We start from the raw sequence: 13,047 nt of genomic DNA on the forward strand, positions 1-13,047 counted from the left end.
CTGGTTACTCTCCTTCAACCCGCATGATGCTGGCGACACCCCGCACGGTGTCGAGCTTGCGCAACGCCTCGACGGTCCCGGTGAGGGAGGCGTCGGACGCGCGATGGGTGACGACGACGAGAGAGGCCTCGCCGTCTCCGTCTTGTCGACCGTGCTGGCGCACGGTGTCGATCGAGACACCGTGCTCGGCGAACACGGTCGCCACCTGCGCCAGGACGCCCGGTTTGTCGGCGACGTCGAGGCTGATGTGGTAGCGCGTGACGACATCGCCCATGGGCGACACGGTCAGGGCCGCGTACGCCGACTCCCCTGGCCCCGTAGTGCCGTTGAGCCGGTTGCGGCACACGGCGACGAGGTCGCCGAGCACGGCCGAGGCGGTCGGGGAACCGCCCGCGCCGGGACCGTAGAACATGAGCTGCCCGGCCGCGTCGGACTCGACGAACACGGCGTTGTAGGCGCCGCGCACGGAGGCGAGGGGGTGGCTCAGCGGAATCATCGCGGGGTGCACGCGCGCGGTGACGGACCCGCCGTCCTGCGCACGCTCGCAGATGGCGAGCAGTTTGATGGTGCAGCCCATGTTCTTGGCGGAGGCGAAGTCGGCCGAGGTCACCTCGGTCATGCCCTCGCGGTAGACGTCGTCGAGACGCACGCGCGTGTGGAAGGCGATGCCGGCGAGGATGGCGGCCTTGGCGGCGGCGTCGAAGCCCTCGACATCGGCGGTGGGATCGGCCTCGGCGTACCCGAGCGCGGTCGCCTCATCAAGGGCTTCCTGGTAGCCCGCCCCCGTGGAGTCCATCTTGTCGAGGATGAAGTTGGTCGTCCCGTTGACGATCCCGAGCACCCGGTTGACCTTGTCACCGGCGAGGGACTCGCGCAGCGGCCGGATCAGCGGAATGGCACCGGCGACGGCGGCCTCGTAATAGAGGTCCTTGTCGGCCTCCTGGGCCGCCGCGTGCAGAGCGGCACCGTCCTGGGCGAGCAGCGCCTTGTTGGCGGAGACGACGGAGGCACCGTGCGCGAAGGCGGTGGTGATGAGGGACCGGGCGGGCTCGATCCCCCCGATCACCTCCACCACGACATCAATGTCCCCACGCTTGACGAGGGCGGTGGCGTCCGTGGTGACAAGGCTCGGGTCGATCCCGTCCCGAACCTTCGAGGGCCGCCGTACAGCGACCCCCGCCAGCTCCAGCGGAGCACCGATCCTCTGAGCCAGGTCGTCGGCGTGCGTCGTCATGATGCGCGCCACCTCTGAGCCGACCACTCCACAGCCCAGCAGCGCCACCTTCAGCGGACGCGTACGCATCATCCGACCTCGTTTCCTCATACCGTCTACGGTGGGAACAGTCTCACGCACCGGACGGGAGTTTCTGTCCTTTGTCCGGATCGTGAGACATTGATTTCATTTCCGCGACCCCGGAAAACCGAAGATCTTCCGCCCCCGGATCTCCCCTGGACCACTGGGCCTCTGGGCCTCTGGGCCTCTGGGCCCTCCCTGCTCATCCGACGTCGAGCCGCAGCAGGTCCTCCTCCGTCTCGCGCCGCACGATGACCCGCGCCTCGCCTTCGTTGACGGCGACGACCGGCGGGCGCAGCACATGGTTGTAGTTGCTGGCCATGGACCGGCAGTACGCACCGGTGGCGGGTACGGCGATGAGGTCACCCGGCGCCAGGTCGACCGGCAGGAACGCGTCCTTGACCACGATGTCCCCGCTCTCGCAGTGCTTGCCGACGACCCGGGCGAGCATGGGCCCGGCGTCGGAGGTGCGGGAGACGAGAGCGACGCTGTACTCGGCGTCGTAGAGCGCGGTCCGGATGTTGTCGGACATGCCACCGTCGACCGACACGTACGTCCGCAGCCCGTCGAGGGGCTTGATGGTGCCGACCTCGTAGAGCGTGAAGGCGGTGGGCCCGACGATGGCGCGCCCGGGCTCGACGGAAATCCGAGGAGTCCGCAACTTGGCGGAGTCGCACTCGCGGGTGACGATCTCGGTGAGCGCCTTGGCGATCTCGTGCGGCTCGCGGGGGTCGTCGTCGCTGGTGTAGGCGATGCCGAGCCCACCCCCGAGGTCGATCTCGGGAAGCTCGACCCCGTGCTCGTCGCGAATGTCCTTGAGCAGCCCGACAACGCGATGGGCGGCGACTTCGAATCCGGACATGTCGAAGATCTGCGACCCGATGTGGGAGTGGATCCCGATCAGCTCAAGCCCGTCCAACTGAAGAGCGCGCCGCACGGCTTCGGCGGCCTGCCCGCCCGCGAGCGGAATCCCGAACTTCTGGTCCTCGTGGGCGGTGGCGATGAACTCGTGCGTGTGCGCCTCCACCCCCACGGTGATACGGATCTGCACGCGCTGCCGCTTGCCGAGGGACTGCGCGATGTGGGCGACGCGGACGATCTCCTGGAAGGAGTCGAGGACGATCCGCCCGACACCGGAGCGGATGGCCCGCTCGATCTCCTCGGTGGACTTGTTGTTGCCGTGGAAGGCGATGCGGTCGGCGGGCATGCCGGCGGAGAGGGCGGTGGCGAGCTCGCCGCCGGAGCAGACGTCGAGGTTGAGCCCCTCCTCGTCGAGCCACCGGACGACGGCACGGGACAGGAACGCCTTGCCGGCGTAGAAGACGTCGGCGTCATGCCCGAAGGCGCTGCGCCAGGCCCGCGCCCGGGCCCGGAAGTCGGCCTCGTCGACGACGTAGGCCGGAGTACCGAACTCCTCGGCCAACGACTTGACGTCCCTGCCGCCGACGGTGACGACACCGTCCTCGTCCCGGGTGACCGTCTGCGCCCAGACCTTGGAGTCGAGGGCGTTGAGGTCGGTGGGCGGGGCGGCGTAGTGGCCCTCGGGCAGGACGTCGGCGTGGCGGGGCCCGGCGGGGTGTGCGGAACGGCTCATGGCTGTGTGGCTCTCTCGTGGCTCTCTCAGAGGTGATCAGGTGCGTCGATGCCGAGCAGGGACAGGCCACCGGCAAGCACCGCCCCGGCGGCTTCGGCGAGCGCGAGCCGGGCGCGATGGGCGGCCGAGGGTTTCTCGTCACCGAACGGCAGCACGGTGGGGAGAAAAGCGAGCGTGGCATCGGCGACGGTGACGAGATGCCGGGCGAGACGATCGGGGGCGCGGTGGGTGGCGGCGCGGGTGAGGGTGGGGGGGTGGGCGGCGAGGGCGGTGAGGAGGGGGGCGAGGAGGGAGGGGGTTGGGGGGAGGAGGGGGGTTGGGGGGAGGAGGGGGGCGAGGGAGGGAGGGGTGGAGGGGTGGGGGGTGACGGGGGTGGAGCGAAGGGTGCCGGGGGCGGCGGTGATGGCGCCGGGGGTGAGGGGAAGCGGCGCGCCGTCGGCGGGGGTGGGCGCGGCGGCGGAGGTGGGGGCCTCTGGCTCAGGGGCGGCGGCGATGGCGCCGGGGGCGAAGGGAAGCGGCGCACCGTCGGCGGGGGGCCGCGCGGCGGCGGAGGTGGCGGCCTCTGGCTCAGGGGCAGCGGCGGGGGCGAAGGGAAGCGGCACGCCATCGGCGGGGGCGGGTGCGGCGGCGAAGGTGGGGGCGTCTGCCTCAGGGGCAGCGGCGATCGAGTGGGCGGTGAGAGAAGGAGGCGCCTCGCCGTAAAAGGGGGCGCTGCCAGGTGCCTCGGCGTCGACGTCGAGGGCGGTGGAGATGGCGGCGGGGTCGGCCGTGAAGCCGAGGGCCGCGGCGTTGCGGGTGAGGGCGCGGGTGCGGGCGTAGGCGTAACGGACCCGGAAGAGGGGGTTGCTCGCGCGCTGGACCAGGTGGTCGGCGGTGATGCGGGGCCGGTCGTGGGCGGCGGGGTGGAGGAGGGCCCAACGGGCGGCGTCGGGGCCGAGCGGGGCGGGGTCCTCGGGCGCGGGAACGGGCCGGAGATTGACGGGTTCCCCATGGTCGACCTCGACTCGGCCGCCCTGCGCGGCAACGATCCGCACGATCGCGTCGGCGACGACCTCGGCACGGACCTCGTACGGAATGCGCAACTCGACGACCTGGCCGGCGAGGGCGTCACCGTGCCCGTACCGCGGGCCCGCCCGCAGAATCTCCTCGACGAGGGCGGCCGCGCCGTCCGCCGCGTCCCGCAGGCTGATGTTGATGAAGCCGGGCCCGGTGACGACGACGTCGGCGACGCCGGCCACCTCGACGAGGTGCGGCCGCAGGATCTCGGCCACGCGCCGGGGCGGCTGCCCTGCGGGGCGGGCGAGCTGCAGGGCGATGTTCGTGGCGTAGTCGCCACAGCCCCCGGGACCGGGAACGGTCACCACGGCCCGCTCCGGCACCGCCACCTCCAGTTCCCCCTCATCAACAGCACGACGCACCGCGCGCAGCACGGTACGGGAGAGCTCGACGGGGGTCACGGGACAAGCGTATGGGAGGAGGGGGGTGGGTAGGCGAGCCGGATTGGGTGGGGTCCCGGGATGTGGACGGGGGTGGGTCGCGCGAGCGGGAGGCCTGCGGCGGCTCGGGCATCGACGGACTCACCGCTGAACCGACAACGGCAACGCCAACGCACCCAGCACATCACGCCACTCAACCGCTAACCACTGGCGAAAGCTGAACTACTAACTACGTGACTGGAGCACACGGCCTCTAGCTACTCGCGCGCTCGGCCTCGCCGACGGCCCCGAAGGTGCTCCCCAGCCCGCCACCCCCACCGACCGGGTCTCCCCCGTCCGACTCGCTCGACCCGTCCCACCCACTCCGCCCACTCCGCTTCCGCTCGATCAACTCTTGTACGAGGCGGACGAGTTCGGCGGGTTCGAAGGGCTTGGCGAGAAAGGCGTCGACGCCGACGTCGAGGCCACTCTCGACCTCATATTGGGTACAGGCGCTGACGATGGCGAGCGGCAACTCACGGGTCCGGGGGTCGGAACGCAGCCGGGCGGCAGTCCTCAGTCCGTCCAACCGGGGCATGACCACATCCAGGGTGACCACATCGGGCCGCACTTGATGAATGACATCCAGACACTCGGCACCATCGGCCGCGGTCACGACCTCGAAACCCTCAAGCTCGAGATTGACCCTGATCAACTGCCGGATGACCTTGTTGTCGTCCACAACAAGAACCCGGCCCGACGCGCCTGGCACAACTCGAGAGTAGGTCCGGACCGGCCACCGCGTCCGGGTTTTCCCCACTTCCACCCCGTGCGAGCGACGCGGGCCACCCGGTGCGACGGATACGGGTCCACTCCGTTCGATCGACGCAGGTCCACCCTGTTCGACCGACGTGGGCCGGCGCCTCGACCCCGAGAAACCCGTTCATGAACACCCCGGGGGAGCTGGTAGTGTTCAACCCGTCGCAGCGCACACCACGCCGCCGACACGCCCCCGTAGCTCAGGGGATAGAGCAACGGCCTCCGGAGCCGTGTGCGCAGGTTCGAATCCTGCCGGGGGCACTTCGCATGAAGTGCCTAAAGACCCCGCCATCAGCGCGTTAGCTGAGTGCGGGGTCTTCGCGTGTGTGCAGGCGGATGCCGCCGGAAGCAGCTGTTTGTCAGTGATCACGTAATGACGACGTAATGGTCTTGGCGGTACTTCTGCAGGCCACGGACCGATCCCAACCTTCCGGATGAGCACAGATTTTGGCTCACCCATGCGGACTCCCTCAGTATCGTCCAGCCATGGACATAGGCGACGTTCCAGGTTGGTCGGGCCTGGTGGTATCGATCGGGTCAGTGGCGATCAGCTACCGACTCGGCGTCCGTTCCGCTCGGGCTTCCGAGAAGTCAGCCGAAGTGTCACGGGTAGCCGCGCTGGAGGCGCAACGTTCCTCGGATGCCGCAGAGCGGTCGGCGAACGCCGCGGAGGGGTCACTCACCCTTCAGCAGCAGGAAGCAGAGGAACGGCGCAGAGCAGCAGAACCACAGGTCGAGTTACGGATTGAGCGCACCGGGGGCGGCAGTCGCTTGCGTCTTCGCAACGTCGGCGGGGCCGAAGCACGAGGGCTGCGAATACATGACACACCGGGCATCACCACCCAAGATCGAGAATTCAGTTTCCGTAACCGAGTCAACAACGTGGACCTTGCTCCTGGAGCAGCACGTGAGTTCTTGATCTACCGAACAGGCACAACGCGGATGCCGACGCATCTTTGGGTCACGTGGGAAGGACAAGCGGAACGAATCGCCATTGCGGTTCCTAGCTGATTGCGAGCCGGCCCACCCTGCCAGGGGGCTCATACGCCCTGGTGCGGCGTTCGAAGACAACGAAAGGCCCCGGATCTCTCCGGGGCTCTCGTGGGACGGTCACATCCGCCGCTTCACTCTTCGAGAGCATCCCCCTCCCCCAGACCCTTCAAGATCCGCTCGTTCATCTCCTGCTCCTGGCCGTCGATGCACTTGGCGTAGATCTTCAGCAGCACGTCGACCGAGTGACCGGCACGGGCCGCCACCTCTGGTGCGGGTACACCGGAGTTGGGCCACTGGGAGACGCCTGCGTGACGGAGGTCGTACGGTCGGAAGGCCAGGACCGATGACACCTGCTGCGGCACGAGCGCCAGTTCCCGAGCCGCCGCTCCAAAGCCGAGTTCACCGGATCAACCACGTCAGGATCGTCGTCACGAGGAACAGGGCCGCCGCCGTGAGCCAGACCGCGAGGTGGGTCAGGCTTGAGGGAGAGGGAGGCGTCGTCGCCCGCTCCTTGCCCGCCTGGCTCAGCAAGGCGTCCGCGAAAGCCTGTGCGGTGGGCGGGCGGGTCTCGGGGTCCGCGGACAGTGCGGCGTGAAGAAGTGTCTCGATGGTGTCCGGGACGTCCAGCTCCCGCGGGATCGTCGGCGACGGGGTCGGTTGTGACTGCGTCATCACCAGGGTCGCGCGACCGCCCGGGCCGAACGGCTTGCGTCCGGTCAGTAGTTCGTAGGCGACGACACCGAGGGCGTACACGTCGGCTCGGCCGTCGAACCCGCCGGTCTGGAAGGCCTGTTCGGGCGCCATGTACGCGGGAGTGCCCGTGGTCACGGTCAGGCCCGACGCGTCGGCGAGTTGTTTCGCGCTACCGAGGTCCGCGACGAGTACGGCGGGGGGTGTGCGGCCGACGTCCAGGAGAAGGTTCGACGGCTTGATGTCCCGGTGGACGACGCCCGCGTCATGGAGGACCTGCACGGCGTATCCTGCCTCGGCCGCCAGGTGGAGGGCCTCCGCGGGCCGGCACTGCCCGACCCTCTCGGCCAGCGTGCCGCCTCGGACGTAGTCCATGACGAAGTACGGTCGGTCATCCTGGACACCGACGTCGTGGACGCGTACGACACGTGGGTCGGAGATCCTGCGGAGCAGCCTCGCCTCCGCCAGGAATCGTTGGCGCACGTCGGCGTTGGACGCCCAGTTGTCGGCCAGCACCTTGACCGCGACATCCGTGTCGAGTTCGGGATCGTATGCTCTCCAGACGGTCGCGAACGAACCGGCTCCCAGTCTGTCCTCAAGGACGTAACGACCTAGCTTCTGCATGCGGCAGCATTCTGCCCGAGCCGGATGGAATCCAAGGTCGTAGGGGCATGGGTTCCGAGGTCATACGGGAACGGGGGACGGCAGGATGATCGAAGAGGATGAGCTCAGACGGCTCGTGGCGTCCGCCCAGGCCGGTGACCGGGCGTCCCTGGAGCGTCTGCTCGTCAGGCTTCGCCCCACGGTCATGCGCCGCTGCTCCAGGTTCCTTCCGCACCACGCCGACGCCGAAGAGGCCGCGCAGGACGCGCTGTTGTCCATCAGCACCCATTTGCACGACTACAGCGGGCGGGGCTCGTTCCTCGGGTGGGTGACAGTGATCGCGTCGAACGCCGCCAGGTCCACGTACCGCTCGATGCGCCGGCGCGCGGAGGAGAGCCATGCGTTCCTCCCCGAGGGGGCCGACCCTCGGACGACCAGCGTCATCGCGGGGACCCGTCTGGACCTGATGGACTCGCTGGCCGCGCTTGAGGAGCGGCATCCGGCCCTGGTGGAATCCTTCGTGCTCCGCGATCTGGGAGACCTGACCTATGTACAGGTCGCTGAGATCACCGACGCTCCCCTGGGCACGGTCAAGGACCGTATCCATCAGGCCCGTCGTTTCATGCGGGACCGCCTCGGCGGTGGCTGCTGAGGCGTGCCGGTCCTTCGCTCCCCATCCTGATCAACTGGCCGTGAGCCGGGAGGTGTTGACGTGCGTACGCGGACGATCGCCGTCATCCTGACGGCGGCTGTCGGACTCGGTCTGCTGACCGGCAGGTTCGTCCTGCCCGGTCGTTCCGCTTCGGCTGCCTCGTCGCTCGCGCCGGGCGCCGCGGTGTCCTCGCCGGGTGGCCGCGCTCACGTGGCGAAACCCGTCGGCGGACCTGTGACGGACCGAAGCCTGGTGACGGCGGCCGAGTTCGGGACAGTCGGGGTCTCGCGGCACATCCATGTGCGGGATCGGTTCGGGGACGGCAGATACGCCAACGTGGCCTGTACCGGGGAGAAGACCCTCGGCGAGACCCTGGGCGGGCCCGGCGCGCACTTCCGCGGGTTGGTGACGACCGAGAAGACGGACGACAGCGACCCCACCCTGGCGTCGGACATCGAGGATCAGGTCGCGCGTGAGGTCGCCGCCGACGCCGGGAGCCCGACGCTGGCGGAGAACTTCGCCGAGCGCCTGCTGCTGGAGGAGGTGCCGTGCCAGACAGCACCGGCCGGCCACTGGGTCTACGGGCCGACGCACACGATCGATGTCGCGCCGGGTATCACCGCGCGCTGGATGGGTTCCTACGACGGTGACCTGAACACCACGGGATCCGCGCCGCGCGGCAAGGAGCCGTGCGGCGGGATCGCCGTGCTCCGAAGCGGCTCTCACTACGGGGTACTTGAGGTGGACGCCTGTCTGAAGACGGCTGCCATGACGCGGATCGTTCGTGCGGCCGTGACACGGCTCTGAGGTCATGGCCGGCCGCCCGCGGGTGTGACGTGGATCACATCATTCACCGCGGATTCCCATCCAACATCTCACGGACCTGCGGCATCTCCCTGGTGTACGACGACGCGAACCGCGTCGCCATGAGACAGGGAACAGGAAACAGGAGACGAGATGTTCGACAACCAAGCAGCCCGCAAGAGGTTCTCGCGTCGCGGTCGTACCGCAGGAGCCGTTGTCTCCGCAGGAGCAGTTGTCTCCGCAGGTGCCGCCCTGATCACGATCTTCACCGGCACGCATCCCGCTGCCGCCGCTACGCTCAGCGCCACTTCCGCCGCGCCCGGCCTCGGGTCCGGCAACCTCATGCAGAGCGAGGACTTCTTCCAGCAGGGCCTGGCCCCGGTCGGCGCGACAGTCGACCTGAGCGGGAACCAGGCACTCTCGGCGTGCTCAGGCGAGGAGACGATGCGCACCCTGACCAAGGGGAAGGCCGCCGCCTATGCCGACGTGACCTGGGCCTTCGACACCAAGGACACCTCGCTGACCGAGTCCGTCGTCGACGGTTCCACCGGCACGGCGGCGGCCTCGTACGAGGAGAAGCTCAACAAGCTGGTACGCAGCTGCCAGGACGAGCCGGCGGGCCACTGGTACTACGGCAAGGCGCACACGATCACCCTCAAGGCCGGCGAAGGCACGTGGTACCCGGCCTTCAACGGCGACGGCAAGGTCGCCGGCGGTGCCGCGGTCATCCGCAGCGGTCACAGGGTCGGCATCGTCGGACTCTCCGGTCAGCCCAGCGACGACTCGGGCTACATGAAGGGCATCACGGCCGCCGCGGTCAACCGGCTCGCCGACTGATCTCCCTGCGCCACAGCGTATTTCCCGCGCTGTCCCGACGCCCGACGGTCACGTCGAGGGGCGGAAGCCGACCGCGCATCGGGGATCCCCAAGATCCGGCTCCGACAACAGCCCTGCGCGCCATGGCTGTTGAGTCGTGCAGCGGGTTCACCCGGTCGCTGGTCGGCACTCGGGCGGGATCTACGTTCGCGGCACAGAACGAACGCCCGCAGGACCGCGACCGCGAGGAACGCCAGGCGAACAACCGTTCGCGCAATGCATACGCGGTCAACGCATACGTGGTCTTCGGCCCTCCGCGGTGCGTCAGGCCGATCGCTTGCGGGGCGTGGCCTTCTTCGCGACGCTCTTCGCAGCACTCTTCGCCGCCGTGGTCTTCTTCACCGCCACGGTCTTCTTCGCCGCCGTCTTCTTCGTCCCCTGCGCCGACTTCGTCGTCGACTTCCCCGCGGACGCCGTCGTCTTCTTCGCGGCCGTCTTCTTCGTCGCCGTGGACGTCGACTTCTTGCCGGCCGTCTGCTTCGGTGCCGTCCGCGCGGACTTGCGCTGCGGAAGGCGCCGGACCTGAGCCTCTTCCGCCGAGTCCTCTTCCGGCACGGCCCCTTCCGATACGTCCCCTTCCCGTGCCGGCGATCCCTCGCCCCGGGACTCCTGTGCCGCCCGGACGCTCTTCTCCAGGGCGGCCATCAGGTCCAGGACCTTGCCGCCGGACGCGGGCGCCGGGGCGTCGGGGATCGACTCGCCTGCCGCCTTGGCCGCGATGACCTCCTCCAGCGCCTCGCGGTACTCGTCGTGCAGGTCGGAGAGTTCGACCTCGCCGAGGGTGTCCATGAGGGCGTCGGCCAGGTCGAGTTCCTTGGCGTTGACGGTGACGTCGACGTCCGGGGCGACGCCGGAAGGGGCGCGGACCTCGTCCGGCCAGAGCAGGCCGTGCATGGCGATCGCCTCGTCCACGACCCGCAGCATGCCGAGGCGTTCCCGGCCGCGCAGGGCGTACTTGGCGATCGCGACCTTGTTGCTGCGCTTCAGGGCCTCGCGCAGGAGGGTGTACGGCTTCGCCGCGGGGGCGCCGCCCGCCGCGAGGTAGTACGCCGCGTCCATCTGGAGCGGGTCGATCCGGTCGGCCGGGACGAAGGCCACGATCTCGATCGTCCTGGCCGTGGGGAGCGGGAGGTGGGAGAGGTCGTCGTCGGTGATCGGGATGATCGTGCCGTCCGCGTCCTCGTACCCCTTGCCGATCTCGGCGGAGGTCACCTCGCGGTCCTCCAGGTCGCAGTACTTGCGGTACCGGATGCGGCCGCCGTCCTCGGTGTGGATCTGGCGGAAGGAGATCGAGTGGCTCTCGGTGGCGTTCACCAGCTTGATCGGGATGCTGACCAGGCCGAACGAGATGGCGCCGTTCCATATGGATCTCACGTGCAGCACCCTTTCGGTCGGTTTGCTCAGGTCTCTGACCAATCGCGTGAGATTCTCATCGTATGACGCCCATCACAGAGGTGGAGGGGAGACGGCTCGCGCTCAGCAACCTGGAGAAGGTGCTGTATCCGGCGACCGGCTTCACCAAGGGCGAGGTGCTGCACTACTACGCCACCACCGCCGCCGCGCTCCTGCCCCATCTGCGGGACCGGCCCGTCTCGTTTCTCCGCTATCCCGACGGGCCGGACGGGCAGGTGTTCTTCACCAAGAACGTTCCGCCGGGTACGCCCGACTGGGTCACCACCGCCGAGGTGCCGCGGTCGGAGGGGCCGGCGCGGATGGTGCTCGTACAGGATCTGGCGAGTCTGATGTGGGCGGCCAATCTGGTCACCGAGTTCCACACGCCCCAGTGGGTGATCGGCGCCCCCGGGGAGGCCGACCGGATCGTCCTCGATCTCGATCCGGGGGCGCCCGCCACGATCGTCGACTGCTGCGAGGTCGCGCTGTGGCTGCGCGAGCGCCTCGCGGCGGACGGGATCGCTGCCCACGCCAAGACCTCCGGCGCGAAGGGGCTGCACCTGCTGGCCGCGCTGCGACCGACACCGTCTGAGCGGGTCAGCGAGTACGCCAGACAGCTCGCCGTCGAGGCCGAGCGCGCCCTGCCCCGGCTCGTCGTGCACCGGATGACGCGGAGCCTGCGGCCGGGAAAGGTGTTCGTCGACTGGAGCCAGAACGCGGCCCGCAAGACGACCGCCACCCCCTACACCCTGCGCGCCCGCCCCGAGCCCACCGTCTCCACTCCGGTGACGTGGGCCGAGGTCGAGGAATGCCGGGACCCGGATCGGCTGACCTTCCGGGCCGCGGACATCGCCCCCCGCCTTGAGGAGTACGGCGACCTGCTGGCCCCGCTCACGGAGCCGGGCGGGGCGGGCTCACTGCCGTGAGCGCTGCTTCCGAGGGCGCGCGGACGCCACCGGCTCGGCACACCACCCCACGGTCAGCCGCCGGAGGAAACCCGCATCGCCCTCTCTCCAGCTCTGTCCAGCTGCCTAACGCACCTCGCACCACCCCCGTTCAACCGCCGGAGGGACCCCGCACCCCCGCCCCCCTCAGACCCGTACCCACGTCCCCCGGTCCCGGGCCATCGCGTGCAGGGCCTCCACGTCCGCCGGTTTGAGGACTCCGCCGAGGCGGGCGAGGCCCGAGAGTTCGGTGTCCTGGAGGACGCGGACCTCGCGGAGCGGTGCGGTGACCGAGACGTCGGTGGGGCCGGCGAGGGCCAGTACCGGATGGACCTCGGCCGTCAGCGCGTACGAGGCGCGGTCGGCGTCGGCCCGGACGCGGCGCAGCAGCGGCTGGGGCTCGCGGCGGCCCAGCGCGACCATCGGATCGGCGACCGTCACCCGCTGCTTGCGCGCGTACAGCGTGTGCACGGCGAACAGGCCGCCCGGCCCGATCACCAGGTGGTGGACGCGGTCGCCGCCCGGCAGCGGGACCGAGTGCAGGGCGTGCCAGCCCGCGCCGTCCAGCCGGTCCAGTGCCTCGCCGACGGTCTGTTCCGCGGTCAGGGCCCGGCGGCGCGGGTCCGCGCGGAGCCGGTGGGACGGCGCCGGTTCCCGGTCCAGGTCGACCAGCAGCGCCTCGCCGGGCCGGTTGGGCGCCAGGTCGTCGTCCGGATGGAGGGAGAGCCGGGCCAGCTCGGCCGGGGTCGGGACGGGTGGCGGGCCCACCGTCACCGGGCCGGTGAGGAAGGGACCCAGGGCTTCCAGGACGTCTTCTCTCTCGTCCTCGCTGAGCAGATTGACCCTGGCCGCCTCCCGGTCGTACCAGGCGATGTTCCTGCCGTCCGTGAGACAGACGTAGAGCCGCTCCTGGCCATGCCGCCAGGCGGGTACGACGCGTAGTCCGGTCATGCACCATCACCCCTTGACCA

The 13,047-nt window shown here is 69.7% G+C and carries 11 protein-coding genes, 1 tRNA gene and 1 pseudogene; 5 read left to right on the top strand and 8 right to left on the bottom strand.

The genetic code is table 11. The annotated features are described in order from the left end of the window. Positions 1-4: 4 nt before the first annotated feature. The 4 genes from ACIP6U_RS44695 to ACIP6U_RS44710 all read right to left on the bottom strand — a co-directional run bounded on the left by ACIP6U_RS44695 (position 5) and on the right by ACIP6U_RS44710 (position 5,075). Positions 5-1,303 carry a homoserine dehydrogenase gene (locus tag ACIP6U_RS44695; protein ID WP_401728926.1) on the bottom strand — a complete coding sequence of 433 codons (1,299 nt, stop codon included), beginning with the start codon at positions 1,301-1,303 and terminating at the stop codon, positions 5-7. Between the two features lie 193 nt (positions 1,304-1,496). Continuing rightward, the gene (gene lysA, locus ACIP6U_RS44700) at positions 1,497-2,888 is read right to left on the bottom strand and encodes a diaminopimelate decarboxylase (RefSeq protein ID WP_401728872.1); all 1,392 of its coding nucleotides are present in this window, start codon (positions 2,886-2,888) and stop codon (positions 1,497-1,499) included. A 26-nt stretch (positions 2,889-2,914) separates the two neighbouring features. Then, the gene (gene nrtL, locus ACIP6U_RS44705) at positions 2,915-4,345 is read right to left on the bottom strand and encodes an ArgS-related anticodon-binding protein NrtL (RefSeq protein ID WP_401728874.1); all 1,431 of its coding nucleotides are present in this window, start codon (positions 4,343-4,345) and stop codon (positions 2,915-2,917) included. Positions 4,346-4,577: 232 nt separating this feature from the next. Next, entirely contained in the window at positions 4,578-5,075 is a 498-nt protein-coding gene (locus tag ACIP6U_RS44710) for a response regulator (protein WP_401728875.1), read from the bottom strand. 236 nt (positions 5,076-5,311) lie between these two features. Between ACIP6U_RS44710 and ACIP6U_RS44715 the strand changes: the two genes are divergently transcribed. Continuing rightward, positions 5,312-5,383 (top strand) — tRNA-Arg (locus ACIP6U_RS44715). Between the two features lie 863 nt (positions 5,384-6,246). On the opposite strand, the pseudogene ACIP6U_RS44720 reads toward ACIP6U_RS44715, so the two are convergent. Together ACIP6U_RS44720 and ACIP6U_RS44725 are read right to left on the bottom strand one after the other, a co-directional pair. Then, positions 6,247-6,495 (bottom strand): annotated as a pseudogene (locus ACIP6U_RS44720) (site-specific integrase); the annotation flags it as partial. A gap of 19 nt (positions 6,496-6,514) precedes the next feature. Further along, complete coding sequence (locus ACIP6U_RS44725; protein WP_401728877.1) at positions 6,515-7,429, bottom strand: serine/threonine-protein kinase; 915 nt, start codon at positions 7,427-7,429, stop codon at positions 6,515-6,517. Between the two features lie 85 nt (positions 7,430-7,514). Between ACIP6U_RS44725 and ACIP6U_RS44730 the strand changes: the two genes are divergently transcribed. From ACIP6U_RS44730 to ACIP6U_RS44740, 3 genes are all read left to right on the top strand, one after another. Continuing rightward, positions 7,515-8,060 (top strand): RNA polymerase sigma factor, encoded by a 546-nt coding sequence (locus ACIP6U_RS44730; protein WP_401728878.1) that lies wholly within the window; start codon positions 7,515-7,517, stop codon positions 8,058-8,060. Between the two features lie 60 nt (positions 8,061-8,120). Beyond that, the gene (locus ACIP6U_RS44735) at positions 8,121-8,867 is read left to right on the top strand and encodes a hypothetical protein (RefSeq protein ID WP_401728880.1); all 747 of its coding nucleotides are present in this window, start codon (positions 8,121-8,123) and stop codon (positions 8,865-8,867) included. A gap of 150 nt (positions 8,868-9,017) precedes the next feature. Continuing rightward, the gene (locus ACIP6U_RS44740) at positions 9,018-9,701 is read left to right on the top strand and encodes a hypothetical protein (protein WP_401728882.1); all 684 of its coding nucleotides are present in this window, start codon (positions 9,018-9,020) and stop codon (positions 9,699-9,701) included. Between the two features lie 303 nt (positions 9,702-10,004). Here the strand turns inward: ACIP6U_RS44740 and ACIP6U_RS44745 are convergent, their stop codons facing one another. After that, on the bottom strand, positions 10,005-11,123 hold the full coding sequence (locus ACIP6U_RS44745) for a Ku protein (protein ID WP_401728884.1): 1,119 nt from the start codon (positions 11,121-11,123) through the stop codon (positions 10,005-10,007). A 53-nt stretch (positions 11,124-11,176) separates the two neighbouring features. Between ACIP6U_RS44745 and ligD the strand changes: the two genes are divergently transcribed. Further along, on the top strand, positions 11,177-12,058 hold the full coding sequence (gene ligD, locus ACIP6U_RS44750) for a non-homologous end-joining DNA ligase (protein WP_401728886.1): 882 nt from the start codon (positions 11,177-11,179) through the stop codon (positions 12,056-12,058). Between the two features lie 165 nt (positions 12,059-12,223). On the opposite strand, the gene ACIP6U_RS44755 is transcribed toward ligD, so the two are convergent. After that, positions 12,224-13,027, bottom strand: a complete 804-nt coding sequence (locus ACIP6U_RS44755) for a nuclease-related domain-containing protein (RefSeq protein ID WP_401728888.1) — start codon at positions 13,025-13,027, stop codon at positions 12,224-12,226. Between the last annotated feature and the right edge of the window lie 20 nt (positions 13,028-13,047).

Source organism: Streptomyces sp. NPDC088794, from assembly GCF_044750545.1.
In the GTDB taxonomy this organism is placed as follows: domain Bacteria; phylum Actinomycetota; class Actinomycetes; order Streptomycetales; family Streptomycetaceae; genus Streptomyces.

Bases quoted from the DNA above. Each gene is read 5' to 3' on its own strand.
- ACIP6U_RS44725 (WP_401728877.1), bottom strand. From the start codon at position 7,429: ATGCAGAAGCTAGGTCGTTACGTCCTTGAGGACAGACTGGGAGCCGGT.
- ACIP6U_RS44740 (WP_401728882.1), top strand. From the start codon at position 9,018: ATGTTCGACAACCAAGCAGCCCGCAAGAGGTTCTCGCGTCGCGGTCGT.
- ACIP6U_RS44730 (WP_401728878.1), top strand. From the start codon at position 7,515: ATGATCGAAGAGGATGAGCTCAGACGGCTCGTGGCGTCCGCCCAGGCC.
- ACIP6U_RS44755 (WP_401728888.1), bottom strand. From the start codon at position 13,027: ATGACCGGACTACGCGTCGTACCCGCCTGGCGGCATGGCCAGGAGCGG.
- ligD (WP_401728886.1), top strand. From the start codon at position 11,177: ATGACGCCCATCACAGAGGTGGAGGGGAGACGGCTCGCGCTCAGCAAC.
- ACIP6U_RS44695 (WP_401728926.1), bottom strand. From the start codon at position 1,303: ATGCGTACGCGTCCGCTGAAGGTGGCGCTGCTGGGCTGTGGAGTGGTC.
- lysA (WP_401728872.1), bottom strand. From the start codon at position 2,888: ATGAGCCGTTCCGCACACCCCGCCGGGCCCCGCCACGCCGACGTCCTG.